Below are 24,625 nucleotides of genomic sequence, written 5' to 3'. Positions count from 1 at the left end.
AAGCGCGGCGGAGCCGGCGCTGGGGGCACCTCCCGCTTGCGGGGGACGGGTCGCCGCCATCGGCTAAGGCACAGTTGCGGTGCCCGGCTGCGGCTGGCCCGGCGGCGGCGGTTCGGCCGGCGGCGGGGGCGGCGGGAAATCAGCGGGCGCCGGGAACTCCGGCGGCGGCGGGAAGCCAGGCGGCGGCGGAAACTCCGGCGGTGGCGGGAAGCCAGGTGGCGGCGGGAACTCCGGCGGTGGCGGGAACCCGGGTGGCGGTGGGAAGCCCGGCGGCGGGGGCTCGTTTGCCGGCGGGGGCGGCAGCGGGTCTGCAGCGCCCGGCGGCGGCGTCGCCGGGGTGGGCGTCGAGGCGGCGGCCAAGGTCTCCGGGCACATCTCGTTCTGCGCGGCGTCGACCATGAGCTTGGGGATGCCGTCAGCGATCTTCTTGTCGAACCGATCCCGGGCGGGACGGCCGCGCCGCAAGTTCTGGCAGATCAGCTCGCCGGCCTTCACCGCGCCGGACGGCGTGATGAGCCCCGGGCTGTTCTGATACTTGAAGCCGCGCGAGTCGAGGTAACTGAGATAGCCCTTCTCATCGGCCTGTGCCGGCGCGGCGGCGAAAAGCAGGGTTCCGGGAATCAGCGTCATCGCCGCCAGCCGCCACATCATGGGACAGAACTGTAGACGGTGGCGGCTGGGGCGACACGCTGCAGTGGCCGCGAGTCAGGGCAGGCGGCGCAGTCCGCGGTACTGCGCGAGCGCGAAGAACGCGGTGTAAGCGGCGCTCGTCAGCATCGCTACGACGCCGACCCCGGTCAACGGCAGCACCCCGGTTTCGAGCACCGTGATCGCGGCGACGGTGCACACCACATTGGCGGCGATCACGCCCACGCCGGCCCGGCGCACGTCCGGCAGTGCGGACAGGAAGTAGACCGCCGCGCCGTAGAGCACGCAGAAGGCGGCCAGCGCGTATTCGTGGGCCGGCGTCAGACCCATCAGCGCTGCCATCGGCCGGGCGGCAAACAGCCCCGCCAGACCGATGACGCCGGTGGCGGCGGCGTCGGCCCGCAGGGCGAACCGCAGCAGTGAATCGGTCGAGTCGGACAAGACCCGGGTGGTGATGGCGGTCATGATGAACTCCCTTCGAGGCTCGACTAGCAACACCCCCGACGTTGCTCGCCGGCCGCTGCCACATCGACCCGAGACACTGCCAAGCACTGCCAAGCGCAGGTCACAGGCCCGACGAAACCGCCATCCGCCCGCGCAGGTCGGCCGCGATCACCCGGGCGCCGGCGTTCTGCCAGTTGTGCAACGAGCGCTGCGGCACCTCGGTGACCAACCACTGCCAGGCCTGCCGGGCTGTGGGATCCAGCCCGGCCGCGGTCGCGTTCTGCGCGTAGGCGCGCACTCCGACCACGTAGGGGAAGTACAAGGCGTTGTAATAGCGCCACTGTTCGGTGGTGCCGAACTCGCCGCCGTCGCGCGGTTTGAGCGCGGCGATGCGGTCTGCCAGCAGCGCCTTGAGTTCGTTGGCGCGTTCCAGCGGTGCGTCCGGGACACCGCGCGCGGCCAACCGCTCGTCGATGGCCGGCAGCGCGGTCAGCGGGCTGGCGACGAGCTTCGACAGGTCCCCGTAATGCGCCAACGCCCGCCGGGTCAGCCGCACGAAGGTCTCCTCGTCGACGTCGTCGAGCGGGCCGGTCGAGCGCAGCGCCAGCGCGGCCTCGGTGTCACGCAGGGCGGCGCGGTCGGCGCGCAACGCCGGGGACCGCCAGAACGCCAGCCGGTCCCAGAACCCGGCCAGCCGGTCGACGAAGACCTGGACTTCGATACCGACGGCGATCGTGGTGAACAGCAGCACCGTCAGTGCGGTCTGCGCGGCAGGTTCGCTTCGGGTCATGGCCAGCCCGATCAGCACCTGCCCACCGAGCAGCGCCGCCATCGCGACGGCGGCCAGAAACGAGCGCAGCATGTCCAGCCGCAGCGCCTGGCCCTCGTCGAAGGCGTCCCACAGGGCGACCGCCAGACCCAGCAGCAGCACGTCAATGCCGGTGCTGGCCAGCGCGATTCCGCTGGGCACCACCCCCAGCGGGATGATCAGGATCGCGTTGGCCAGCGCGAAGAACAACGTCGCAACGATCACCACGCCGAGCACCGAGCCGGGTTGGGCGGGCCGGATGAGGGCCTTGACCATCGCCGCCAACGTCGACACCGAGACCACCGCGAACAGCAGCCAGTGCCCGGCGCGCAGCGGGCCGTCGACGCTGCCGGCCCACGCCGCCCCGGCCAGCGCCGCCGCGGCGACCCCACCGATGAGCACGGTGTCCCGACCGCGGTGAGACCAGCGGTCACACGGCCGGGACAGCTCCAGCAGCACGGCGAACCACGCCACCCCCGGAATCACGGCCAGGTAGATCTCCACCCGGCCGAGCAGCACCGGCTGCCACACCGCACGCACCGCGTCGGCGGCGACCACCGCCGCGAAACCGCACAGCCCGACCGCAGCCAACACCAGCACCGGCTTGCGCGGGTCGCGGGCCAGCAGGTACATCCCGAGCCACCAACTCAGGGTGAAAACCAGCGCCGACAGCACAACCACTCCCCGCTACCGCCCGAATCGCCGGTGCCGGACGCTGTAGTCGCGCAACGCCCGCAGGAAGTCGACCCGGCGGAAGGCCGGCCAGTGCGCCTCGGTGAACCACATCTCCGAATAGGCGCTCTGCCACAGCAGAAATCCGGACAACCGCTGTTCCCCGGAAGTACGGATCACCAGGTCGGGGTCCGGCTGGCCCGAGGTGTAGAGATTCTCCGAGATGCCCTCGACGGTCACCGCGTCGACGAGTTCCTCGGCGCTGGCACCGTTGGCCAATTCCTTGCCGAGCAGACCGCGAACGGCGTCGACGATCTCTTGGCGGCCGCCGTAGCCGACGGCGACGTTGACGTGAAAACCACCGTTCTTCTCGCGGGTCGAGTCCACGGCCTCACGCAATCGGCGGGCGGGCTCCTCCCCCAGCAGCTCCAGGTCCCCTACGGTGCGCACACTCCAGCGATTGCCCGGCGCGCAGATCTCCTCCACCACGTCGGTGATGATCTCGATCAGCGCGGCGAGCTCCGCGCGGTCGCGCTGCAGGTTCTCGGTGGACAGCAGGTAGACGGTGGCCATCTCGATGCCGGCGTCGGCGCACCAGCGCAGCATCTCGGCGATCTTGGCCGCGCCCATCCGGTAGCCGTAGCTGACGTCGTCGTAGCCGGCATCGCGCGCCCAGCGCCGGTTACCGTCGCAGAGCACGGCGATGTGCCGCGGCAACGCCGACCGGGATGCCGCGAGCCCCTGCCGGAGGCGCATCTCGTAGAGCCGGTACAGCGGCTCCTTCAGGCGCGCCGGGATGATCGCCACAAAAACCCAGACTACTGTGATCGGCAGCAGTTGCCGCGAATCGCGTCCGGGAATCGGGGGAAAGGTCGATGAGCACGCAAACCGACACCATCGCCGAGCCGAACCCGGGTGACCTGCCCGCGGACGTCCTCGCGGCACACACCAAGCCGCGGGCGCGCGGATGGATTCACCTGGTGTCAGCCGTCGTCGCGGTCATCGCCGGGGCCGCGCTCATCGGGGTGACCTGGCCGCTGGCCGGAGTCGAGGCCGGGTTGGCGACGCTGGCCTACACCATCTCGGTGGTCGGCATGTTTGCGGTCAGCGCCACCTACCACCGGGTGACCTGGAAATCGGTGGCCACCCGGGTCAGGATGAAGCGGGTCGACCACGCGATGATCTTCATCTTCATCGCCGGCACCTATACCCCGTTCGCGCTGCTGGCGATGGACCACGACGCCCAGGAGCGGCTGGTGATGACCATCGTTTGGGGCGGTGCGCTGGCCGGGGTGGTGCTGAAGCTGTTCTGGCCGACCGCGCCGAAGTGGGTCGGCGTGCCGCTGTATCTGCTGCTGGGTTGGGTGTCAGCGTTTTTCATCGCGACGATCATGCGCAACGCCGGGGTGGCCGCGATGGTGCTGCTGACCGTCGGCGGCATGCTCTACAGCATCGGCGCGATCATGTACGCGCTGAAATGGCCGGACCCGTGGCCGCGGACGTTCGGTTACCACGAGTTCTTCCACGCCTGCACCGCGGTCGCGGCGGTCTGCCAGTACATCGCGATCTGGTTCGCCGCGCTGTCCTAGCCGTCCTGGCTACAGCTGGGTGATGTTCTCCGCCGACCAGTAGGCCTTCATCCCGGCGATCTTGCCGTCGCCGTCGAACACCATCACGTCGATCGGCTCGATGCGCATCCGGTGGTCACCGTTGGTGATGGTCAGCGCGAAGTGGAAGGCCGCCTCGTTGCCGGCCACCCGCAGCGTGACCAGCTCAGCCTTGCGGTCCAGGCCGGTGATGGCCGAGTAGAAGTTGCGGATGGCCTGGTGGCCGATGTGGACCTCGCCGCCAACCGGGTCCTCCAGGGTGGCGTCACTCGCGTACAGCCCGACCAGATCGTCGGCGTCGCCGCCGCCGACCAACTCGATGTAGCGGTGGACGGTCTCGGTGATCGCCTGGGTCCGGTCGGGTGCGCTCGTCATGTGGCGCAGGTTACACGGAGCCCGGGTTCGTGGGCACCTCGAGGGCCACGGCCAGCTCCGCCGCACTGCCCACCGGCAGGTCACAGACCGGGCCCCGGCAGACATACGCGGCGTCGGCGCCGTCGACCCGCTCTCGCCCGATCAGCAGTTCCGACGAGCCGGGCGCACCGCCGACCACGATCGCCCCGCCGGGCGCCAGGCGGCGCGCATCGGCCAGCAGCGCCGAGTCGGGGCTCTGGCAGGCCACCGCGACCTGCAGCGGGCCTCGGATGTAGGCCTCGGCGACGGCGAGCCAATGCCCCACCGAGCGCGGAGCGCGGGCCAGCAGCGCGCTGTGCGCCGCCAACGCGTCGGCGGCGGCCTGCCGGTAGCGCTCACTGCGGTCCGCGTCGACCAGGTGCGCCGCGGTCAGCAGCGCCTCGGTGATCAGCGCCGCACCCGACGGGGTGGCCCCGTCCAGCGGGTCACCGGGGCGCAGCACCAGTGCCTCGGCGTCGTCGGCGGTGTCGAACCAGCGTCCGGGCTGCGTCGGGTCGGCGAAGCGGGCCAGCGCGGTGTCCAGCAGGCCGGCGGCGGTGTCGCGCCACCGCTGGTCGCCGTCGAGTTGGTACATGCTGAGCAGCCCGGTGGCCAGCGCGCCGTAGTCCTCCAGGATCGCGACGCTGTCCCCCACCTGGCCGCCGAGACTGGCCCGACGCAGCCGCCCGTCCACCAGGTGGAGGCCGATCAGTGCTGCGGCGCAGTCCTGGGCCGCGCTGATCAGGCTCTGATCCCCCAGCGCCACACCGGCTTCGGTCAACGCCGTGATCGCCATGCCGTTCCAGGCGGTGACCACCTTGTCGTCGCGACCGGGCTGGGGCCGGGAGCGCCGGGCAGCCAGCAAGCGCTGCCGCACCGAGTCGAGCCGCTGGAGATCGCCGGGATCGCGCGGAAGTTGTAGCACTGAGGCGCCGTGCCCATTCGGCGGTCCCAGCTTCCCCTCTCCTCCGTCGAGGCTCGCTGAACCGCCGGCTTCGAACGTCCCGCTCGGAGTGACCCCGAAAGCGCCTGCGGCCCAACGTCCGTCGTCATCGCCGAGCACGTCGGTCAGCTGCTCGGCGGTCCACACATACGTCGAGCCCTCCCGACCGTCGGCGTCGGCGTCCAGCGAGGAGACGAACATGCCGCCGTCGGAAAGCTCGTCCAGCAGGAAGCGGGCCGTCTCCGAGGTCACCCGCACGGCCAGCGGATCACCGGTGCGCCGGGCCCAGTGCGCATACGCCCGCAACAGCAGCGCGTTGTCGTACAGCATTTTCTCGAAATGCGGTACCACCCATGCATTGTCGACGCTGTAGCGGGCGAAGCCCCCGGCGAGCTGGTCGTAGATGCCGCCGCGGGCCATCGCCGCGCCGACCCGGGCCACCGCTTCCAGCACCGGGCGGGCTGCGGTCCGTTCGTAGTGGCGCAGCAGGGTTTCCATCATCGCCGACGGCGGGAACTTGGGCGCGCCCCCGAAGCCCCCGTGTTCGGTGTCCTCGTCGCGCAGCACCGCAGCCACCGCACCGTCGCACAGCATCGCGTCGACGGGAGGTCCGTTTCCGGGCAGTCCGGCGGCCATCGAACGCAACTCCTCGGCGATGCGGTCGGAGGCGTCCTCGACCTCGTCGCGGCGGTTGCGCCAGGTGTCGGTGATCGCCGAAAGCAGGTTGAGGAAGGTGTCTTTCGGGTAGTAGGTGCCGCAGTAGAACGGCCGGCCGTCGGGGGTCAGAAAACAGGTCATCGGCCAGCCGCCACGCCCGGTGAGCGCGATGGTGGCGTTCATGTAGATCGCGTCGATGTCCGGGCGCTCCTCCCGGTCGACCTTGACGCACACGAAGCCGTCGTTCAGCACTTCCGCCACGTGTGCGTCTTCGAACGACCCGTGCGCCATCACGTGACACCAGTGGCAGGCCGCGTAGCCGACCGACAGCAGGATCGGCACGTCGCGCTCGGCGGCTTCGGCCAACGCCTGCGGCGTCCACTCCTGCCAGTGCACCGGGTTGTCGGCGTGCTGGTGCAGATACGGGCTGGTGGACTCCGCGAGACGATTGGCCATGGGACCTAACCCGCCGAGTCCGGTCCCGGGTCCAGCGTGCCTTCGTCGGCGGCTTGATCGGCGGCGGGATCCTCCCGGTCGAAGGATTCCGGCACCTTCTTGAGGTGCCGGTTCATCGACCACACCAGCCCGAAGGTGCCGAGCAGCAGCAGCACGATGACCAGCAGTCCGAACGGGCTGGCCTTGCCGAAGTCCGGCCCGGTGTCCCGGGGCACGTCATCGGCCAAGACCCAAAGCGCGGTCAGCACAGCATGATTCATGGGGCGTCCTCGATCCCGGCGAACAGGTCGGTCTCCGGCAGGATAACCGGCACTCGAGACCGGGCCAGCTCGAACTCCTCGGTGGGCCACAGGCGTTGCTGCCACTCGATCGGAGCGGCGAAGAAGTCGCCGTTCGGGTCGATCTGGGTGGCGTGGGCGCGCAGCGCGTCGTCGCGCTGAGAGAAGTAGGCGGAGCATTCCACTCGGCTGGTCACCCGGTCGGCGAACACGTCGTGGTCGGGCTGCCAGTGCTCCAGCCACCGCGCGAACGGACCGACTTGGCCGATCTTGGCGAACTCGTCCTGCAGCAACTGCATCCGCTGACGCAGGAAGCCGTGGTTGTAGTACAGCTTCGAGACGGTCCAGGGCTCGCCGGCCTGCGGGTAGCGGCGGAAGTCGCCGGCCGCCTCGAACGCGGCCACCGACACCTGATGGCAGCGGATGTGGTCGGGGTGCGGGTAGCCGCCGTTCTCGTCGTAGGTGGTCATCACATGCGGCCGGAAGTCCCGGACGACTCCCACCAGCCGCTCCGTCGACACCTCCAGGGGCACCAGGGCGAAGCAGTCCTCGGGCAGCGGCGGCAGCGGGTCGCCTTTGGGCAGGCCGGAGTCGAGGAACCCCAGCCAGTGGTGCTCGACGCCGAGGATCTCGGCGGCCTTGGCCATCTCGTCGCGGCGGATCTCGGCGATGTGACCGTGTACCTCGGGCAGATCCATGGCGGGATTGAGGATGTCGCCGCGCTCACCGCCGGTCAGCGTCACCACCATCACCCGGTGGCCGGCAGCCGCGTAGCGGGCCAGCGTGGCCGCGCCCTTGCTGGACTCGTCGTCGGGGTGCGCGTGCACCGCCATCAACCGCAGTCCGCTCATGTGCAAAGTCCCCTATAGTTCCTGTTGGTTTCCGGCCCCATCGTTCCACCATGGCCGACGGGCGCGGTAACCGATCCCGACTCCGACCATGGGACACACCGCGACGATGACCGACTCCAAGCCGGCCCGCTACGGCGACACCCGCGCCCGCGCCCTGCCCCGGCGGCTGCTGGCGATCACACTGGGTGCGCTGGCCATCGCGACGGCCGCCGCGGTCGCCGTACTGGGCTATCAGCGGCTGACCACCGCCGACGTGAAGGGCGAACTGTACGGCTACGAGGTGATCGACGACCAGACGGTGTCGGTAAAGATCAGCGTGACCCGATCTGATCCGTCCCAGCCCGCGGTGTGCATCGTGCGCGTGCGGGCCGGCGACGGCAGCGAGACGGGCCGCCGGGAAGTGCTGGTGCCGCCGTCGGAGTCGGCGACCGTACAGGTGACGACGATCGTCAAATCGTCCCAACCGCCGATGATGGGCGACATCTACGGCTGCGGCGCCGACGTGCCCGGTTACCTGAAGTCGCCCTGATCACGCGGTGGTACCCTTTACGGATACACGGTTCCGCATGGGACCGTGTATTGCTGCATTAGAACGACTGCATGAGAAAAACGTCGACCCATTTGGCTTCGCCGGGGTCGACGATACGAGGAGCACAGTGAGATGACGGACACCCAGGTGACCTGGTTGACGCAGGAGTCACACGACCGGCTCAAGGCCGAGCTCGACCAGCTGATCGCGAACCGTCCGGTGATCGCCGCGGAGATCAACGACCGCCGCGAAGAGGGCGACCTGCGGGAGAACGGCGGCTACCACGCCGCCCGCGAGGAACAGGGTCAGCAGGAAGCCCGCATCCGCCAGCTGCAGGAGCTGCTCAACAACGCCAAGGTCGGCGAGGCTCCCACCCAGTCCGGGGTGGCGCTGCCCGGTTCGGTGGTCAAGGTGTTCTACGACGGCGACAAGTCCGACACCGAGACCTTCCTGATCGCCACCCGCCAGGAGGGCGTCAGCGAGGACAAGCTCGAGGTGTACTCCCCGAACTCACCGCTTGGTCACGCCCTGCTGGGCGCCAAGGAGGGCGAGGAGCGCAGCTACACCGTGCCCAGCGGCAAGACCGTCAAGGTGACCCTGGTCAGCGCGGAGCCCTACCACTCCTGAGCCGGACGCTCAGCCAAGTGCCTGCTTGAGATCGTCGAGCAGGTCGTCGATGTCCTCGATGCCGACCGACAGCCGCACCAGATCGTCGGGAACCTCCAGTTGTGAGCCGGCCGTCGAGGCATGCGTCATCGCGCCCGGGTGTTCGATCAGCGACTCCACCCCGCCCAGCGACTCGGCCAGGATGAAGATCTCGGTTGCCGCGCACAGTTTCTCGGCCGCTCCCCGGCCGCCGCGCATCCGCACCGAGACCATGCCGCCGAACCCGCTCATCTGGCGGGCGGCCACGTCGTGCCCCGGGTGGCCTGGCAGGCCCGGGTACAGCACGCTGTCCACGGCCGAATGCGCGGCGAGGAAGTCGGCCACCGCGGTGGCATTCTCGCTATGCCGCTGCATCCGCAGCACCAGCGTCTTGAGTCCGCGCAGGGTGAGGTAGGCGTCGAACGGGCCGGGCACCGCACCGGCGCCGTTCTGCAGGAACGCGAAGGCGGCGTCGAGCTCGTCGTCGTCGGTGACCAGCGCACCGCCGACCACGTCGGAGTGGCCGCCGATGTATTTGGTGGTCGAGTGCAGTACCACGTCGGCGCCCAGCGTCAGCGGCTGCTGCAGCGCCGGCGAGGCGAACGTGTTGTCCACCAATACCTTTGCGCCCGCTTGTCGGCCGATCGCGGCGATGCCCTCGATGTCGCTGATCGACAGCAGCGGGTTGGTGGGTGTCTCCACCCAGATCAGCCGGGTCTGATCGGTGAGCGCGGCACGCACCGCGTCCAGGTCGGACAATGCGACCGGGGTGTGGGCCACGCCCCAGCCGGTGAACACCTTGTCGATCAGCCGGAAGGTGCCGCCGTAGGCGTCGTCCGGGATGATCAGGTGGTCGCCCGGGCGCAGGATCGCCCGCAGCGCACAGTCGGTGGCGGCCATCCCCGAGGAGAACGCCCGCCCGAAGCGGCCCTGCTCGACCGCGGCCAAGGCGGTCTCCAGCGCGGTTCGGGTCGGGTTGCCGGTGCGGGCGTACTCGTAACCGCCGCGCAGGCCACCGACACCGTCCTGGGCGAACGTGCTGCTGGCGTAGATCGGGGCATTGACCGCCCCGGTGGCCGGGTCGGGGCGGAAACCGGCATGGATCGCCTTGGTGGACAGGCCTTTTGGGCTGTGCCCTTGATTCTGGCTCACCGGATCGGCAGGCAGACGGTGGTCATGATCTTGTCGGCCAGCGTCTGCCGCTTGGCGTCCCACAGCGGGAACAGGTAGCCGATGCACAAGATGGCGCCGTCGATGATGTGGGCCAGTTGTCGCACGATCGACATGCCGAACCCGATCGGCTGGCCGGTGGCTTCGGAGACCACCTTGAACTTCATCGCCGATTTGCCGATGCTCGACCCGGTGACCCCTTGGCGGTAACCGAAGTTCCAGATCCCGTAGCCCAGCGCCGCCGCCCACCCGACGAACATCAGCAGGGCGCCGGCGCTCGACGGGGTGACGGTGCAGGCGAACCCCGCCGAGGTGGTGATGCACTCCTTCTTCGCCGTGGACCCGGCGATCATCGACGGGATTCCATAGATCAGCAGGATCGGGAGCAGGTCGATGAAGTAGGCGCCCACCCGGGTGAGCCACGACGTGTAGGCCTCTTGGGGCAGCTGGCCGACCGGGCTGCCGGCCGAGCCGTATCCCGGGGCCGGCGGCGGGAAGTTGCCCGGCGGCGGCGGCGGGTAATTGCCTGGGGGCGGCGGCGGGTAATTGCCGGGCGGCGGGTAGTTACCCGGCGGCGGCGGATAGTTGCCCTGGGGGGAGTAGTCGCCGGGCGGGGGCGGGTAATTGCCCTGGGGCGGCGGCGGGAAGTCAGTCATGGGCACCTTCTGAATCGATTGATGCGGACTGTCACGCTACCGCAAGGCGTTCTCGCCGTGGCTACCTGCGACGCGGCCCGTCGGACAGGAAGCCCAACAGGTCGTGTCGGGTGATGACGCCGACCGGCTTACCGTCCTCGACCACCATCACCGCGTCGACCTCGGCCAGGGCGGTCGCGGCGACGTCGACCACCTCGCCGGAGCCGATCAGCGGTAGCGGCGGGCCCATGTGCAGCGACACCGCGTCGGCCAGCTTGGCGCGGCCCTCGAAGACCGCCGAGAGCAGGTCGCGCTCGGACACGCTGCCGGCCACCTCCCCCGCCATCACCGGCGGCTCGGCACCGACGACGGGCATCTGCGACACCCCGTATTCCCGCAGGATCCCGATGGCGTCGCGCAGCGTCTCCGACGGGTGGGTGTGCACCAGGTCGGGCAACACCCCGGACTTCGCGCGCAGCACGTCGGCAACCGTGGGCTGCACGGTCGAGCCGTCCAGCCGGGAGCGCAGGAACCCGTAGGACGACATCCAGGAGTCGTTGAAGAGCTTCGACATGTAGCCGCGGCCGCCGTCGGGAAGCAGAACGACGACGAGCGCGTCGGGCCCGGCTTTGACGGCCGCTTCCACGGCCGCCACCACGGCCATCCCGCAGGATCCGCCGACCAGCAGCGCTTCCTCCCGGGCCAGCCGCCGGGTCATGTCGAACGAGTCCGCGTCGGACACCGCGATGATCTCGTCGGGGACCTTCGGGTCGTAGGCGGCCGGCCAGAAGTCCTCGCCGACGCCTTCCACCAGATACGGCCGGCCGGTCCCCCCGGAGTACACCGAGCCCTCCGGGTCGGCGCCGATGATCCGCACCCGGCCTCCCGACACCTCCTTGAGGTAGCGGCCGGTGCCGGTGATGGTGCCGCCGGTGCCGATTCCGGCGACGAAATGGGTGACCTGGCCGTCGGTGTCGTTCCAGACCTCCGGGCCGGTGGTCTCGTAGTGGCTCTCCGGGCCGGCTTGGTTGGAGTACTGGTCGGGCTTCCAGGCGCCGTCGATCTCGGTCACCAGCCGGTTGGACACGCTGTAGTAGCTGGCCGGGTCGTCGGGCGGTACCGCGGTCGGGCACACCACCACCTCGGCGCCGTAGGCCCGCATCACGTTCTGCTTGTCCTCGCTGACCTTGTCGGGGCAGACGAACACACACTTGTATCCGCGGCGCTGCGCGACCAGCGCCAGACCCACACCGGTGTTGCCGGAGGTCGGTTCGACGATGGTGCCGCCGGGCTTGAGTGCCCCGCTGGCCTCGGCGGCGTCGATCATCTTCACCGCGATGCGGTCCTTGGAGCTGGCGCCCGGGTTGAGGTATTCGACCTTGGCCACCACCCGGCCGGCGCCGGCGGGAACGATGGAATTCAGCTCGACCAGGGGGGTGTTGCCGATGAGGTCACTGATGTGGCGCGCTATCCGCATGCCTGCCATGGTGTCAGGTTGGGTGTCTCTGCGGGTCAGCCGGTGGCTTCGCGGATGTATTCGCCGATCTGGCGCAGCGAGCGGGTGGCCTCGGGCACGAACGGTGCGGCGAGCTGGAAGACGTGGATCTGGCCGGGCCACACCCGCAGTTCCACCGGGACGCCCGCTGCGGCCAGCACCCTGGCGCCCAGCCGCGCGTCGTGCAGCAGCACCTCCGAGCCCGAGACATGGATCAGGGTGCGCGGCAGGCCCGGCTTGACGTGCTGCAGCGGTTCGAGGACCTGGCCGGGCCGGCCATGGTTGCGGGCCGCCGCTTCGACCAGTTCGACGAACGCGTCGAATGCCTGGGGCGGAAACATCGCCCCGCTGTGGATGTTCGGATGCGCCTGCTTGGCTTCCTTGGCGATCTCCAGCAGCGGTGACATCGCCACGATCGCCGCCGGGGTCTCGTCGTCCCCGCTCTCGTCCAGCAGTCGCTCGGCCAGCGCCAGCGACAGGTAGCCGCCGGCGGAGTCGCCGGCCAGCACGATCTGGTCGGGTGCGTAGCCCTGCCGGCGAAGCCAGCGGTAGGCGTCGTAACAGTCGTCGACCGCGTCGTCGATGCAGTGCTTGGGCACCATCCGGTATTCCACCACCAGCACCGGACTGTCGGCGTACTTCGACAGCTTCGTGACGAGCCGGCCGTGCGTGTTAGCCCCGCAGGCCAAAAAGGCGCCGCCGTGCATGTACAACACGACCCGCCGGGTGCCGTCGGCGGGCAAGACGCCGGCGGCACGCACCATCTTCGCCGTGCAGTGCGGCAACCGGATGCTGGCCCGCACGGTGCCCGGCGCCGGCAGCACCGCCTTGGCGGCGAAGTCCAACAGACCGAACGGCCACGGCATGCGCGGGAGGTAGCTGCCGACCGAGAGCACCGGCCGGACGGTGAGCCGGGTTGCCAGCCACGTCAGCCGTCCCTCGACGCTGGGCGCATCCTCCACGACCTCGACCGGCAGGCCGTCATTGCGGGGGAAGCGGCGGGGTCGCAGTGCCGGGTGCAGGCGGCTGAATCCACGCGGCGAGCTGGCAATCTTGCTGGGCGCGGTCATGGTGCACACTCCCTCCCGCCGGCCCGGGCCGGCACAGCCAACGCGGTACCTCGCATCGTCACACGGAAAAGTCTGTGAAGAAATCTCAGGGTTTGTTCCGATACGGCTTCGGGTCCGCATCGTGATCATTTTTGTTTGCTGCGCGCGGGCGCCCGGGATGCGTGCACGCCTAAACTTGCAGCATGGGGATCCGGGTGGCGCGGCGGTCGGCGATCACGCTGGCCACTGCCGGGGCGCTCGCCTCCAGCGGAACCCTTTACCTGGGTGTGCGCAATCTGCTGGCCGGTCAGGCCGATCTGGCGCGCCAAACCATCCCCCGGGCGTGCAAAATCCCGCCGTGCGCCGACGGCATCTACGTTGCCGGCGACGCCACGGTGGACCGTTTTCAGCGCGGCATGAGCGTCGATCTGCACCTGATGATCTTCGGCGACTCGACCGGGACCGGCTACGGCTGCTGTTCGCCCGAGGAGGTGCCCGGCGCGCTGATCGCCAGGGCGCTGGCCGAGCGCACCGGTAAGCGGATTCGCCTGAGCACCAAGGCAATCGTCGGCGCCACCTCCAAGGGCCTCGCCGGCCAGGTCGACGCGATGTTCGTCGCGGGACCGCCACCGGACGCGGCGGTGATCATGATCGGCGCGAACGATGTCACCACGCTCAACGGCATCGCCGTCTCGGCGCAGCGACTGCACGCGGCGGTGAAACGACTGCGCTCCAGCGGTGCGGCGGTGGTCGTCGGCACCTGCCCCGATTTCTCGGTGATCAGCGCGATCCCACAACCGCTGCGCTGGGTCGCGCATGCCCGGGCGCGCCAGCTGGCGCGCGCCCAGACCCAGGCCGTCAAGGCCGCCGGCGGTATCGCCGTTCCGTTCGCCGACTTCTGCGCCCCGGCGTTTCGCGAGTCCCCTGCGCTGCTGTTCGCCCCGGACCAGTACCACCCCTCGGCCGCGGGTTACGCGCTGGCGGCGACTCAGGTGATCCCGGCACTGTGCGCCGCACTGGACGAGGCCGATTCACACGTGCTGGCCCCAGCGGACTAGATTTCCCTGGAGTACCCGATCGCAAGGAGTCACCGTGCCCGAAGCTGTCATCGTCTCAACTGCTCGTTCGCCGATCGGCCGGGCCGGTAAGGGATCGCTGGTCACCATGCGGCCGGATGACCTGGCCGCCCAGATGGTGCGCGCCGCCCTGGACAAGGTGCCCGAGCTGAACCCGCACCAGATCGACGACCTGATGATGGGCTGCGGCCAGCCGGGCGGTGCGGCCGGCTACAACATCGCCCGCGTCGTCTCGGTGCTGCTCGGCTATGACTTCCTGCCGGGCACCACGGTGAACCGCTACTGCTCGTCGTCGCTGCAGACCACCCGGATGGCGTTCCACGCGATCAAGGCCGGCGAGGGCGACGCGTTCATCTCCGCCGGGGTGGAGACGGTGTCGCAGTTCGGTATCGGTGCCGCCGACGGCGCCCCGAACAGCAAGAACCCGCTGTTCAATGACGCCATGGCCCGCTCCGAGGCCGCCGCGGCCGGCGCCACGGAATGGCATGACCCGCGCGCCGACGGCAACCTGCCCGACGTCTACATCGCGATGGGCCAGACCGCCGAGAACGTGGTGCTGCACACCGGGATCAGCCGCGAAGACCAGGACCACTGGGGCGTGCGCAGCCAGAACCGCGCCGAGGAGGCCATCAAGAGCGGCTTCTTCGCCCGCGAGATCTCCCCGGTCACGCTGCCGGACGGCACCGTGGTGAGCACCGACGACGGCCCGCGCGCCGGCACCACCTACGAGAAGATCAGCCAGCTCAAGCCGGTGTTCCGGCCCGACGGCACGATCACCGCCGGTAACGCCTGCCCGCTGAACGACGGCGCGGCCGCGGTGGTCATCACCAGCGACACCAAGGCCAAGCAGCTGGGCCTCAAGCCGCTGGCCCGGATCGTGGCCACCGGGGTTTCCGGCCTGTCGCCGGAGATCATGGGTCTGGGCCCGATCGAGGCGGTCAAGAAGGCTCTGGCCAACGCGAAGATGTCGGTCTCGGACATCGACCTGTTCGAGATCAACGAGGCCTTCGCCGTGCAGGTGCTCGGTTCCGCGCGCGAGCTCGGCATCGACGAGGACAAGCTGAACGTGTCCGGTGGCGCGATCGCGCTGGGCCACCCGTTCGGCATGACCGGCGCCCGGATCACCGCCACCCTGCTGAACAACCTGGCCACCCACGACAAGACGTTCGGCGTGGAGACCATGTGTGTGGGCGGCGGCCAGGGCATGGCCATGGTGGTCGAGCGGCTGAGCTGATTCCCCAAAAAGCAGTTGACTCTGCGCTCACCAGGCAAAAGTGCGAGTGACCTGCCTGGTCAGCGCAGAGTCAATGCCGTTTTCAGGGACCGCACCCCAAAAAGCAGTTGACTCTGCGCCTACCAGGCAAAAGTGCGAGTAGCTTGCCTGGTAGGCGCAGAGTCGACGGGGAAAGCTGAAGGTCACTCGTTCTGGAAGTAGCTGAGCAGGCGCAGGATCTCCAGGTACAGCCAGACCAGCGTGACAGTCAGACCCAGGGCGATACCCCAGGCCGCCTTCTCCGGCGCCCCGGCCCGGATCAGCTGATCCGCCGCGTCGAAGTCGATCAGGAAGCTGAACGCGGCGATGCCGATGCAGACCAGCGAGAACACGATCGACAGCGTGCCGCCGCTACGCAGGCCCAGGCCCTCACCCCCGCCGACGCCGAACAGCGACAGCACCAGGTTGCCGATCATCAGGGCCAGCACACCGAACATCCCGGCGACGAGCATCCGGGTGAACTTCGGGGTGACGCGGATGGCGCCGGTCTTGTAGACCACCAGCATGCCGCCGAACACCCCGAGGGTGCCCATCACGGCCTGTCCGATCATCGAGCCGGCGTTGCCGGTGCCCACCGTGAAGGCGGTCAGCACCCAGGAGATGGCGCCGAGGAACAGCCCCTCCAGCACCGCGTAGCCGAGCACCAGCGCCTTGCTGTCCTGCTTGCGGGCGAACATGGCCACCATGACCAGCGCCAGTCCGCCGAACGCGCCGACGAACGTCAGCGGACCGGCCAGGGCCTGGTTGGCCGACACCAGGAAGAAGGACACGATCGCGGCGACGCTGAGCACCCCCAGCGTGATGCCGGTCTTGGTGACGACGTCGTCGATGGTGAGCGGGCGACTGACTTCCCGCCGGTAGTCGGTCTGCGGGCTCTGCAGACCCGGGTAACCCTGGCTCATCTGCTGGGTTGCGCCGGCGGCACCGAAGCCGGTTCCGAACTGCGCGTAACCGCCCTGTTTGGGCAACGAACGAAATACCGGGTTGCTGGTTTCCCGCACCTTCCCGATCCTCTCTTAATGCTGTCCTGTGCTCTGACACGAAAGTTGTGCGAACAACTTGATCAACGATCCACGATCCGCCGGGGTTCCCAACATCCGGGCCGTTCTTCCGCCAAACCTTACCCGCGGTCGGTCGACCGCGGGTAGGGATCTACATTGCGAAGGCGTGACAGGTGAATCTGACGAGGTGCTGGCCCACGTCGAGAACGGGGTCGGGCTGCTGACGCTCAATCGTCCGCAGGCGATCAACTCCCTGAATCTGCCGATGGTGACCGCGATGGCCGCGACGCTTTCGGCGTGGGCCGATGACCCGGCGGTCAGCGCGGTGGTGCTGGCCGGGGCCGGCGAGCGCGGCCTGTGCGCCGGTGGTGACGTGGTCGCTATCTATCACAGCGCCAAAGCCGACGGCACCGACGCGCGGCGCTTCTGGCACGACGAGTATCTGCTCAATGCCCAGATCGGCGAGTTCGGAAAGCCGTACGTATCGCTGATGGACGGCATCGTGATGGGCGGCGGCGTCGGTGTCGGCGCGCACGCCAACACCCGGGTGGTCACCGACACCACGAAGATGGCCATGCCCGAAGTGGGTATCGGCTTCATTCCCGACGTCGGCGGCACCTACCTGTTGTCGCGCGCACCGGGCCACCTGGGTCTGCACGCGGCGCTGACCGGCGCACCGTTCTCCGGGGCCGACGCGATCGCGCTGGGTTTCGCCGACCACTTCGTGCCGCGTGACCGATTGGGTGAGTTCACTTCGGCAGTGATCGCCGACGGGGTGGAGGCCGCGCTGGCCGCCCATGCGGTCGAGCCGCCGCCGAGCCCCCTTGCCGCAGACCGTGAGTGGATCGACGAGTGTTATGCGCATGACACGGTCGCCGAGATGGTGGCGGCGCTGACCGGCCATTCCAACCCGGCCGCCAACGCCGCGGCCGACCTGATCGGCACCCGCTCGCCGATCGCCTGCTCGGTGACGCTGGAATCGGTGCGCCGGTCGGGTGAGCTGGCCACGCTGGAAGACGTTCTGGTCCAGGAGTTCCGGGTGTCGACCGCCTCGCTGCGTTCCCACGACCTGGTGGAGGGCATCCGCGCCCAATTGGTCGACAAGGACCGCAACCCGCAGTGGTCACCGGCGACCCTGGCCGAGGTGAGCGCCGCCGACATCGAAACCTACTTCGCCCCAGCCGAACCCGATCTAGCCTTTTAAGGAGCACCCCATGAGCTACGAGACCATCCTGGTCGACCGTGACGGACGCGTCGGAACCATCACGCTGAACCGGCCGCAGGCACTCAACGCGCTCAACAGCCAGGTGATGAACGAAGTCACCACTGCGGCAGCCGATTTCGACGCCGACCCGGGCATCGGCGCGATCATCATCACCGGCAGCGCCAAGGCGTTCGCCGCCGGTGCGGACATCAAGGAGATGGCCGATCTGAGCTTCGCCGACGTGTTCGCCGCCGACTTCTTCGCCGCCTGGTCCAAGCTGGCCGCGGTGCGCACCCCGACCATCGCCGCGGTGGCCGGGCATGCCCTGGGCGGCGGTTGCGAACTGGCGATGATGTGCGACCTGCTGATCGCCGCCGACACCGCGAAGTTCGGCCAGCCGGAGATCAAACTCGGTGTGCTGCCGGGTATGGGTGGCTCCCAGCGCCTGACCCGCGCCATCGGCAAGGCCAAGGCGATGGATTTGATCCTGACCGGCCGCACCATCGATGCCGCAGAGGCCGAACGCAGCGGCCTGGTCTCCCGGGTGGTGCCGGCCGATGACCTGTTGGCCGAGGCCGCCAAAGTCGCCGCCACGATCGCGGGAATGAGCCTGTCGGCGGCCCGGATGGCCAAGGAAGCCGTCAACCGGGCATTCGAATCCACCCTGGCCGAGGGACTGCTCTACGAGCGCCGGCTGTTCCATTCGGCGTTCGCCACCGACGACCAGACCGAGGGCATGGCGGCGTTCACCGAGAAGCGCACACCGAATTTCACCCACCGCTAGCCGATGGCCCGGTCGGCCGAAACGCCTTGGTGGATCAGGCACTACACATTCACCGGCACCGCCACCGGACTGGTGTTCATCTGGCTGTCGATGACGCCGTCGCTGCTGCCCCGCGGGCCGCTGTTCCAGGGTCTGGTCAGCGGCGCATCCGGCGCCGCCGGTTACGGGCTCGGGGTACTGATCGTGTGGCTGGTGCGATACATGCGTTCCAAGGACACCAGCCCACCCGCACCGGGTTGGGCCTGGGCGGTGCTGATCCCGGTCGCCGTCGTCACCCACGTGGTGATGATCGTCCGCTTCCACGACTGGCAGTGGCAGGTCCGCTCGCTGATGGGTGTGCCGCAACTGGCTTGGCACTGCTTCCCGATGGCGGCCGGACTGGCGGTGCTGACACTGTTCGTGCTGGTGGAACTGGGTCAACTGCTGTGCATACTGGTCCGGACCGGTGTGCGTCAGCTGAATCGCATTGCCCCGCCGCGGGTTTCCGTGGTCGTTGTGGTGGCGCTGCTGGTCGGATTGACCATCGCGCTGCTCAACGGCGTGGTGGTGAAGTTCAGCATGCGCGCGCTGAACAACACCTTCGCGGCGGTCAATGAAGAGATGGATCCCGACCAGGCGGCTCCGACGAGCCGGCTGCGGTCCGGGGGTCCCGAATCACTGGGCTCCTGGGAGACGCTGGGCCATCAGGGCCGTATCTTCGTGGCCGGCGGACCGAGCGTCGCGCAGCTCACCGCATTCAACGCCACACCGGCGACCGAGCCGATCCGGGCCTACGCCGGACTGAATTCCGCCGAAGGAATCAGCGCGACAGCCGAACTGGCCGCAGCGGAACTGGCCCGCACCGGTGGGCTGAACCGCGCCGTCGTGGCCGTGGCGACCACGACCGGCACCGGCTGGATCAACGAGGCGGAGGCCTCCGCCCTGGAGTACATGTTCAACGGCGACACCGCGATCGTGAGCATGCAGTATTCGTTTTTGCCCAGCTGGCTGTCCTTCCTGGTCGACAGGGAGAGCGCCCGCCAGGCCGGACAGGCATTGTTCGAGGCGGTCGACAAACAGGTGCGGGCCATGCCGGAGTCCGGGCGCCCCAAGCTGGTGGTGTTCGGCGAGAGCCTCGGCTCGTTCGGCGGCGAGGCCCCGTTCATGAACCTCAACAATGTGCTGGCGCGCACCGACGGTGCCCTGTTCTCCGGCCCGACGTTTCAGAACACCATCTGGAAAGACTTGACGATCAACCGCGATCCCGGTTCCCCGCAATGGCTTCCGACCTACGACGACGGCCGCAACGCGCGGTTCGTCGCCCGCGGCGGCGATCTGGCGCGCCCGGACGCCCCCTGGAGCACCCCGCGCGTGGTGTACCTGCAGCACGCCTCGGACCCGATCGCCTGGTGGAACCCGGACCTGCTGTTCCACAAACCGGATTGGCTGTCCGAGCCGCGAGGCTACGACGTGCTGCCGCAGGTGCAGTGGAAACCGATCGTGACGTTCCTGCAGGTCTCCGCCGACATGGCAGTGGCGGTCGATGTGCCCGACGGGTACGGCCACCGCTACGTCGCCGACGTCGCCGATGCCTGGGCGGCGATATTACATCCAGCGGGGTGGACCGCAGACAAAACCGAGCGGCTCCGACCGCTGCTGCACTCGAACGCGTGATGGTTTCGACTCCACCAGCGCGCCGGCGGCGACCAGGGCGTGATACCCGCCGATGACGTCGGTGGCGCGATGCAGGCCCAGGTCCACCAGCGCGGCCGCGGCCAGGCTCGAGGTGTAGCCCTCCGAGCACAGGATCACCCACTGCACGTCGTCGCCGACCGCCTGCGGCAGCCGGGCGTCGCTGGTCGGGTCGCAGCGCCACTCCAGCACATTGCGCTCGATCACCAAAGCGGCGGGCACCTGGCCCTCCTGCGCGCGCTGGGCCGCCGGCCGGATGTCGACCAGAATCGCGCCGTTGCGCAGCGCCGCGGGCACCTGCTCGGCGGTCATCCGGTTCAGCCGCGCCCGCGCCGCAGCGAGCATCCCGTCGATACGACTGGTCAGCTGGGTGGTGGTCACGATGCCTCCGGGTGTTCGGTGAGCTCGGTGCGTTGCCGGCGCAAGGTGTTGTCGTCCGCGACGTCGTAGTAGGACATCTGCACCAGCGGCGGCGAGTAGGCGTGCACGCTCAGCGTCGGCCCGGGATCGGACGGCGCCCAGACGACGTCATGCACCCAGCCACGCGAAAACGAGGCCTGGTCGCCGGCATTGAGCCGACGCTGCGCCAACTGTTCGCCGTCCCAATGGAATTCGTCCAGTGAGCCGGACAGCACCGTCAGCGCGCCGAGCGAGTCGCCGTGGTCGTGCAGTTCGGTGGCGTGGCCGGGAACCCAGCTGATCAGCCAGATGTCGAGCCGCTCGTCGCCGTGGATCCGGGTGAACCAGCGGCTGTCGGTGGGCAGGCCGGATGCCGGCAGCAGGTGCTGGTAGCGCCCGTCGAGCACCGCGTCGGCGGCCAGGTCGGTGGTTTGCAGGAGGTCGGGCAGGCGCAGCGAGCGGTGCCGGGAGGCCGAAGGCCGCAACGCGATGGGATCAGCGATAACCATGGGGAAAACTCCAGAACGGATGGGGTGGATTCAAGACAGGGGTCGGCGGCAGCGTTCAGCTGCGGCAACAACAGCCCTGGAATCCGACGTGCTCCATCACGCGACTCACACTACATCGCCAGGCAGCGTCAGTTCCGCGTCGCCGGCTCCTACCCCGCCAACGGCGACCGCCCTGACCAGCGATGATGTCCGTGATGAGCGAACCGCATGGGTTTTAATCAGCCGTGCGAAAAACTCGCCGGTGGCCCGCCCGTCACAATGGAGGCTGTGACATCTTCTGCTTCCAAGCGGGTGGCACTGACGCTCGGCAGCGGCGGCGCCCGCGGCTACGCCCATATCGGGGTTATCGACGAACTGACCGCGCGCGGCTACGAGATTGTCGGCATATCCGGCTCGTCGATGGGCGCGCTGGTCGGCGGTCTGCAGGCGGCCGGCCGGCTGCATGAATTCGCCGACTGGGCCCAGACGCTGACGCAGGGTGCGGTGCTGCGGTTGTTGGATCCGACCTTCACCGCGGCGGGGGTGCTGCGCGCCGGGAAGATCCTCGATGTCGTCCGCGACATCGTCGGCGACATCAACATCGAGGAACTGCCGATCCCCTATACCGCGGTGACGACGGATCTCATCTCGGGACGATCGGTGTGGCTGCAGCGCGGACCGCTACACGCGGCGATCCGGGCGTCCATCGCCATCCCCGGCGTGATCTCCCCGCACGTCGTCGAAGGGCGGCTGCTGGCCGACGGGGGAATCCTCGATCCGGTGCCGATGGGACCGATCGCCGCCGTCAACGCCGATCTGACCGTCGCGGTCAACCTGAGCGGCGCCAACGCCGCCGACATCCTCGCGCCCGAGGACTGCGAGGACACCGACGGGGAGGCGAGCCGGGGCTCGACGCCGGCGTGGCTGACGCGAATGCTGCAGAGCACCTCTGCGCTGATGGACACCAACGCGGCCCACGCGTTGTTCGGCCGTTTCGGCAACGGCGAGACCGAATCCGACGGCGAGACCGAGTCCGAGCCGGAGGTTCCCAAGCTCGGCAGCTTTGAGGTGATGAACCGCACTATCGATATCGCCCAGGCGGCGCTGACCCGCCACCATCTGGCCACACACCCGCCGGATCTCTTGATCGAGGTGCCCCGCACGACCTGCCGCAGCCTGGACTTCCATTGCGCCACAGACATAATCGGCATCGGCCGCAAGCTGACCGCCCAGGCCCTCGATTCCGATAGACCCGACTAATCAAGGTATTCGGCGAGCGCGGCGGCATGTTGGCGGCCCTGCTCGCGTCCAGCCCACGCCGACGGCACCCGGCAGGCCGGGTCCAGCGGGTTGCTGCCGAAGGCCCGCAACGCCGCGCCGTCGGCGAACACCGGGTAGGCACGCCCGCCGAAGCCCGCGATCTCGGCGGCCGCACCGGCACTGAACGGCGACGGCGCCGATTCCCCGGACGGCACCAGAACTACGGCCACATCGCAATCGTCGGCGACGTCGAGGTTGACCGTGCTGCGCATTCCGCCGTCCATGTAGCGCCGCCCGTCGATCACGACCGGCGGCCAGACCCCCGGCACCGCGCAGCTGGCCGCCACCGCGTCGACGAGATCCACGCCTGAGTCCCGCTCGAACACCATCAGCTCACCGGTGTCGATATCGATCGCGGTGATGCGCAGACAACGATCCGGCCAGCGATGCGACGGCAGCCGACGCTCGATCACGCGCCGGCGCACCGCGACCGGGACCGTCTCGGCGGACAGCGCCACCGCACCGATGCTCTGCATCTTCTGCGCGGCAGTGGTGTTCGGTCTGGTCATGGCGGCCAGGAACAGCTCCGCGATCTCCTCGCCTCCGATCCCGGGGTCGAGTTCGGGCGAGGACTCGGCCACCTGACGGGCGAACAGCTCCTCAAAGCTCATTCCGCTACCGATCTGTGCGCTCACCGCCGAACCGGCCGAGGTGCCGACCAGCACATCGGATTCCAGCAGCGCCGCTGCGGTGGACGGCGACTCGTCTGCGATCCCGCACAGCACGCCGGTCTCCCAGGCGATGCCCGCCACTCCCCCGCCGGCCAGCACCAGGGCTCGCTTGCCTGTCACAACCACGGGTGTTGAGCCTCCTGCGTAGCAGCGGTCAGTTCCTCCCGGCGCAGTTGCCGGGAGGGCGGATCGGGGAAGGCCAGCTCGGTGCGCAGCTGCAGCCCGGTGTCGACGTGGACCAGTTCGCCCGGGGCGAGCAGCCGCCAGCGCGGATCGGTGTCCATCGGCTCGCTGGCGAAAACCACCGCCGGCCGGCCACGCAGCTGTTCGGACTGTGCCCGGATGCGCTGGGTGTACAGGTCCACCCCGAACGGCTCGGCGCCGTCGCGGCGGTCCAGCAGGTGCAGCTGGTGGGTGTCGGGATAGCGCAGCGCCCACATGTCGGTGGCGGTGGCCAGCAGGATGTTGAGCGCGTAGATCGGCACGTGGGCCGCCAGCCAACCGACCGCGTCGCGCAGGCCCGCGCCGACGTCGCCGTCGTGCGCCCGGACCGCGGCGGTGATCAGCGCGAAGACACGCTCGGAATCAGTCTGTCCGACAACCAGATCGGCGGTGCCCAGCTCGCGGAGTCGGTCCTCGAGGACATCGAGGCCGCGCAGCACGCCGTTGTGGGCGAAGATCCGGCCATCCTGCAGGAACGGGTGGGTGTTGGCGACGTCGCGGGCGCCGGTGGTGGCGTACCGCACGTGCGCGACGAAGGTGGTGCCGGTCAGTTCGTGTGCCTCCGTGGCGAAATCGTTGTCCTGCCAGGCTGCGACGGGTTCTTTGTGCAACTGTGCGCGTCCGTCGCGGCCGAACACGCCCAGCCCGGTGCCGTCGGGGTTGCGCCGGCTCTGGGCGGCGAGGTTGTCCGGGGCGTTGAGCAACCAGAACGTGGCCGCGACGGCATCGGTGCCGGCGTGCAGTCCGAACAGGCGGCACATGGGTGCCTCAGCCCTCCAGCAGCGTGGCCAACTGCGCCAGGGCCCGCCGGGCGTAGCCCTTCCACAGTCGCCCGAGCACCGGCATCGCGACTGCGGCCGGCGCGGATCTCGGGTGGATGACCCACCGCCAGGTGACCGTGGTGCCCGCCGCGGTGGGAGTGAACTGCCATCGGCCCTCGACCAACTGAACCAGCGGCGCCAACGGGCCTTTGATCTCGGTCAGCCAGTAGCCGAACGAGCGCGGAGGGTCGACACTGGTCAGCTCCTCGCGCATGCTGCCCCCGCCGGTCAGCCGCACGAGCCGGGTCTGGCCGACCGTCTCCCATGCCCCGGTCTGGCCCAGCACTTCTTTGATCGGGGGAATCGGCCCGTACCAGTGCCGAAACAGCTGCGGCAGCGGCAGCGGCAGGGTGCCGTCGAACGCGTCCTCGACGGCCACCGCTATCACGCGGGATTGCTCGACGGTGAAGGCCAC

General features: G+C 69.2%; 27 protein-coding genes. 9 read left to right on the top strand and 18 right to left on the bottom strand.

Annotation, left to right across the window (positions count from 1 at the left end):
* Positions 1-63: 63 nt before the first annotated feature.
* The 4 genes from AC5Y31_RS16600 to AC5Y31_RS16585 all read right to left on the bottom strand — a co-directional run bounded on the left by AC5Y31_RS16600 (position 64) and on the right by AC5Y31_RS16585 (position 3,379).
* The gene (locus AC5Y31_RS16600) at positions 64-651 is read right to left on the bottom strand and encodes a DUF732 domain-containing protein (RefSeq protein ID WP_499981637.1); all 588 of its coding nucleotides are present in this window, start codon (positions 649-651) and stop codon (positions 64-66) included.
* A 54-nt stretch (positions 652-705) separates the two neighbouring features.
* Positions 706-1,113: a hypothetical protein gene (locus AC5Y31_RS16595; protein WP_065023052.1), complete on the bottom strand. Its 408-nt coding sequence runs from the start codon at positions 1,111-1,113 to the stop codon at positions 706-708.
* 100 nt (positions 1,114-1,213) lie between these two features.
* Positions 1,214-2,581: a hypothetical protein gene (locus tag AC5Y31_RS16590; protein ID WP_499981635.1), complete on the bottom strand. Its 1,368-nt coding sequence runs from the start codon at positions 2,579-2,581 to the stop codon at positions 1,214-1,216.
* Between the two features lie 6 nt (positions 2,582-2,587).
* Entirely contained in the window at positions 2,588-3,379 is a 792-nt protein-coding gene (locus tag AC5Y31_RS16585; protein WP_065023051.1) for a (2Z,6E)-farnesyl diphosphate synthase, read from the bottom strand.
* A gap of 68 nt (positions 3,380-3,447) precedes the next feature.
* Here AC5Y31_RS16585 and trhA point away from each other — a divergent pair, with 68 nt between their 5' ends.
* Positions 3,448-4,161 (top strand): PAQR family membrane homeostasis protein TrhA, encoded by a 714-nt coding sequence (gene trhA / locus AC5Y31_RS16580; RefSeq protein ID WP_499981633.1) that lies wholly within the window; start codon positions 3,448-3,450, stop codon positions 4,159-4,161.
* 9 nt (positions 4,162-4,170) lie between these two features.
* On the opposite strand, the gene AC5Y31_RS16575 is transcribed toward trhA, so the two are convergent.
* Genes AC5Y31_RS16575 through mca form a run of 4 tightly spaced genes read right to left on the bottom strand, consistent with a single transcriptional unit; the run spans position 4,171 to position 7,757 of the window.
* Positions 4,171-4,554, bottom strand: coding sequence for a nuclear transport factor 2 family protein (locus tag AC5Y31_RS16575; protein ID WP_065023049.1), 384 nt, complete (start codon positions 4,552-4,554; stop codon positions 4,171-4,173).
* Positions 4,555-4,564: 10 nt separating this feature from the next.
* Positions 4,565-6,628: a thioredoxin domain-containing protein gene (locus tag AC5Y31_RS16570; protein WP_499981632.1), complete on the bottom strand. Its 2,064-nt coding sequence runs from the start codon at positions 6,626-6,628 to the stop codon at positions 4,565-4,567.
* A 5-nt stretch (positions 6,629-6,633) separates the two neighbouring features.
* On the bottom strand, positions 6,634-6,888 hold the full coding sequence (locus AC5Y31_RS16565) for a hypothetical protein (RefSeq protein WP_499981631.1): 255 nt from the start codon (positions 6,886-6,888) through the stop codon (positions 6,634-6,636).
* Positions 6,885-7,757 carry a mycothiol conjugate amidase Mca gene (gene mca / locus AC5Y31_RS16560; protein WP_499981630.1) on the bottom strand — a complete coding sequence of 291 codons (873 nt, stop codon included), beginning with the start codon at positions 7,755-7,757 and terminating at the stop codon, positions 6,885-6,887. Before mca ends, AC5Y31_RS16565 begins: the two co-directional genes overlap by 4 nt.
* 106 nt (positions 7,758-7,863) lie before the next feature.
* On the opposite strand from mca, the gene AC5Y31_RS16555 reads away from it, so the two are divergent.
* Both AC5Y31_RS16555 and greA read left to right on the top strand, forming a co-directional pair.
* Entirely contained in the window at positions 7,864-8,286 is a 423-nt protein-coding gene (locus tag AC5Y31_RS16555; protein WP_499981628.1) for a DUF4307 domain-containing protein, read from the top strand.
* Positions 8,287-8,418: 132 nt separating this feature from the next.
* Positions 8,419-8,913 carry a transcription elongation factor GreA gene (gene greA, locus AC5Y31_RS16550; RefSeq protein WP_065023038.1) on the top strand — a complete coding sequence of 165 codons (495 nt, stop codon included), beginning with the start codon at positions 8,419-8,421 and terminating at the stop codon, positions 8,911-8,913.
* Between the two features lie 9 nt (positions 8,914-8,922).
* Here the strand turns inward: greA and AC5Y31_RS16545 are convergent, their stop codons facing one another.
* The 4 genes from AC5Y31_RS16545 to AC5Y31_RS16530 all read right to left on the bottom strand — a co-directional run bounded on the left by AC5Y31_RS16545 (position 8,923) and on the right by AC5Y31_RS16530 (position 13,301).
* Entirely contained in the window at positions 8,923-10,083 is a 1,161-nt protein-coding gene (locus AC5Y31_RS16545) for a cystathionine gamma-synthase (protein ID WP_499981626.1), read from the bottom strand.
* A complete protein-coding gene (locus AC5Y31_RS16540; RefSeq protein WP_499981624.1) occupies positions 10,080-10,757 on the bottom strand; it encodes an RDD family protein in 678 nt (225 codons plus the stop codon). Before AC5Y31_RS16540 ends, AC5Y31_RS16545 begins: the two co-directional genes overlap by 4 nt.
* 61 nt (positions 10,758-10,818) lie before the next feature.
* Positions 10,819-12,213 carry a cystathionine beta-synthase gene (locus tag AC5Y31_RS16535; protein WP_499981623.1) on the bottom strand — a complete coding sequence of 465 codons (1,395 nt, stop codon included), beginning with the start codon at positions 12,211-12,213 and terminating at the stop codon, positions 10,819-10,821.
* 35 nt (positions 12,214-12,248) lie between these two features.
* Positions 12,249-13,301 carry an alpha/beta hydrolase gene (locus AC5Y31_RS16530; protein WP_301631122.1) on the bottom strand — a complete coding sequence of 351 codons (1,053 nt, stop codon included), beginning with the start codon at positions 13,299-13,301 and terminating at the stop codon, positions 12,249-12,251.
* 182 nt (positions 13,302-13,483) lie between these two features.
* On the opposite strand from AC5Y31_RS16530, the gene AC5Y31_RS16525 reads away from it, so the two are divergent.
* Both AC5Y31_RS16525 and AC5Y31_RS16520 read left to right on the top strand, forming a co-directional pair.
* A complete protein-coding gene (locus AC5Y31_RS16525) occupies positions 13,484-14,338 on the top strand; it encodes an SGNH/GDSL hydrolase family protein (RefSeq protein ID WP_499981621.1) in 855 nt (284 codons plus the stop codon).
* Between the two features lie 34 nt (positions 14,339-14,372).
* Positions 14,373-15,590: an acetyl-CoA C-acetyltransferase gene (locus AC5Y31_RS16520; protein WP_499981620.1), complete on the top strand. Its 1,218-nt coding sequence runs from the start codon at positions 14,373-14,375 to the stop codon at positions 15,588-15,590.
* Between the two features lie 182 nt (positions 15,591-15,772).
* On the opposite strand, the gene AC5Y31_RS16515 is transcribed toward AC5Y31_RS16520, so the two are convergent.
* On the bottom strand, positions 15,773-16,630 hold the full coding sequence (locus AC5Y31_RS16515) for a Bax inhibitor-1/YccA family protein (protein WP_065025726.1): 858 nt from the start codon (positions 16,628-16,630) through the stop codon (positions 15,773-15,775).
* 166 nt (positions 16,631-16,796) lie between these two features.
* Here AC5Y31_RS16515 and AC5Y31_RS16510 point away from each other — a divergent pair, with 166 nt between their 5' ends.
* The 3 genes from AC5Y31_RS16510 to AC5Y31_RS16500 are packed head-to-tail and all read left to right on the top strand — an operon-like array spanning position 16,797 to position 20,271.
* Positions 16,797-17,834, top strand: a complete 1,038-nt coding sequence (locus tag AC5Y31_RS16510) for an enoyl-CoA hydratase/isomerase family protein (RefSeq protein WP_499981618.1) — start codon at positions 16,797-16,799, stop codon at positions 17,832-17,834.
* A 10-nt stretch (positions 17,835-17,844) separates the two neighbouring features.
* Positions 17,845-18,618, top strand: a complete 774-nt coding sequence (locus AC5Y31_RS16505; RefSeq protein ID WP_499981616.1) for an enoyl-CoA hydratase — start codon at positions 17,845-17,847, stop codon at positions 18,616-18,618.
* A 3-nt stretch (positions 18,619-18,621) separates the two neighbouring features.
* Positions 18,622-20,271 (top strand): alpha/beta hydrolase, encoded by a 1,650-nt coding sequence (locus tag AC5Y31_RS16500; protein ID WP_499981615.1) that lies wholly within the window; start codon positions 18,622-18,624, stop codon positions 20,269-20,271.
* Here AC5Y31_RS16500 and AC5Y31_RS16495 read toward each other — a convergent pair.
* Complete coding sequence (locus tag AC5Y31_RS16495) at positions 20,203-20,634, bottom strand: rhodanese-like domain-containing protein (protein ID WP_499981642.1); 432 nt, start codon at positions 20,632-20,634, stop codon at positions 20,203-20,205. The genes AC5Y31_RS16500 and AC5Y31_RS16495 overlap by 69 nt on opposite strands.
* Positions 20,635-20,666: 32 nt before the next feature.
* Positions 20,667-21,197, bottom strand: a complete 531-nt coding sequence (locus AC5Y31_RS16490; RefSeq protein ID WP_499981613.1) for a cysteine dioxygenase — start codon at positions 21,195-21,197, stop codon at positions 20,667-20,669.
* A gap of 258 nt (positions 21,198-21,455) precedes the next feature.
* On the opposite strand from AC5Y31_RS16490, the gene AC5Y31_RS16485 reads away from it, so the two are divergent.
* Complete coding sequence (locus AC5Y31_RS16485; protein ID WP_499981612.1) at positions 21,456-22,436, top strand: patatin-like phospholipase family protein; 981 nt, start codon at positions 21,456-21,458, stop codon at positions 22,434-22,436.
* Here the strand turns inward: AC5Y31_RS16485 and AC5Y31_RS16480 are convergent.
* The 3 genes from AC5Y31_RS16480 to AC5Y31_RS16470 are packed head-to-tail and all read right to left on the bottom strand — an operon-like array spanning position 22,433 to position 24,625.
* Positions 22,433-23,287, bottom strand: a complete 855-nt coding sequence (locus AC5Y31_RS16480) for a patatin-like phospholipase family protein (protein WP_065025732.1) — start codon at positions 23,285-23,287, stop codon at positions 22,433-22,435. The genes AC5Y31_RS16485 and AC5Y31_RS16480 overlap by 4 nt on opposite strands.
* Positions 23,284-24,150, bottom strand: a complete 867-nt coding sequence (locus AC5Y31_RS16475) for a class II glutamine amidotransferase (RefSeq protein WP_499981610.1) — start codon at positions 24,148-24,150, stop codon at positions 23,284-23,286. The genes AC5Y31_RS16480 and AC5Y31_RS16475 overlap by 4 nt, the downstream gene beginning before the upstream one ends.
* Before the next feature lie 7 nt (positions 24,151-24,157).
* Positions 24,158-24,625 carry an SRPBCC family protein gene (locus tag AC5Y31_RS16470; RefSeq protein WP_065025734.1) on the bottom strand — a complete coding sequence of 156 codons (468 nt, stop codon included), beginning with the start codon at positions 24,623-24,625 and terminating at the stop codon, positions 24,158-24,160.

The organism is Mycobacterium sp. NGS18, from assembly GCF_059813185.1.
The sequence above is the reverse complement of the archived record's forward strand: the minus strand, read 5'-3'. Positions and strand labels throughout refer to the sequence as shown.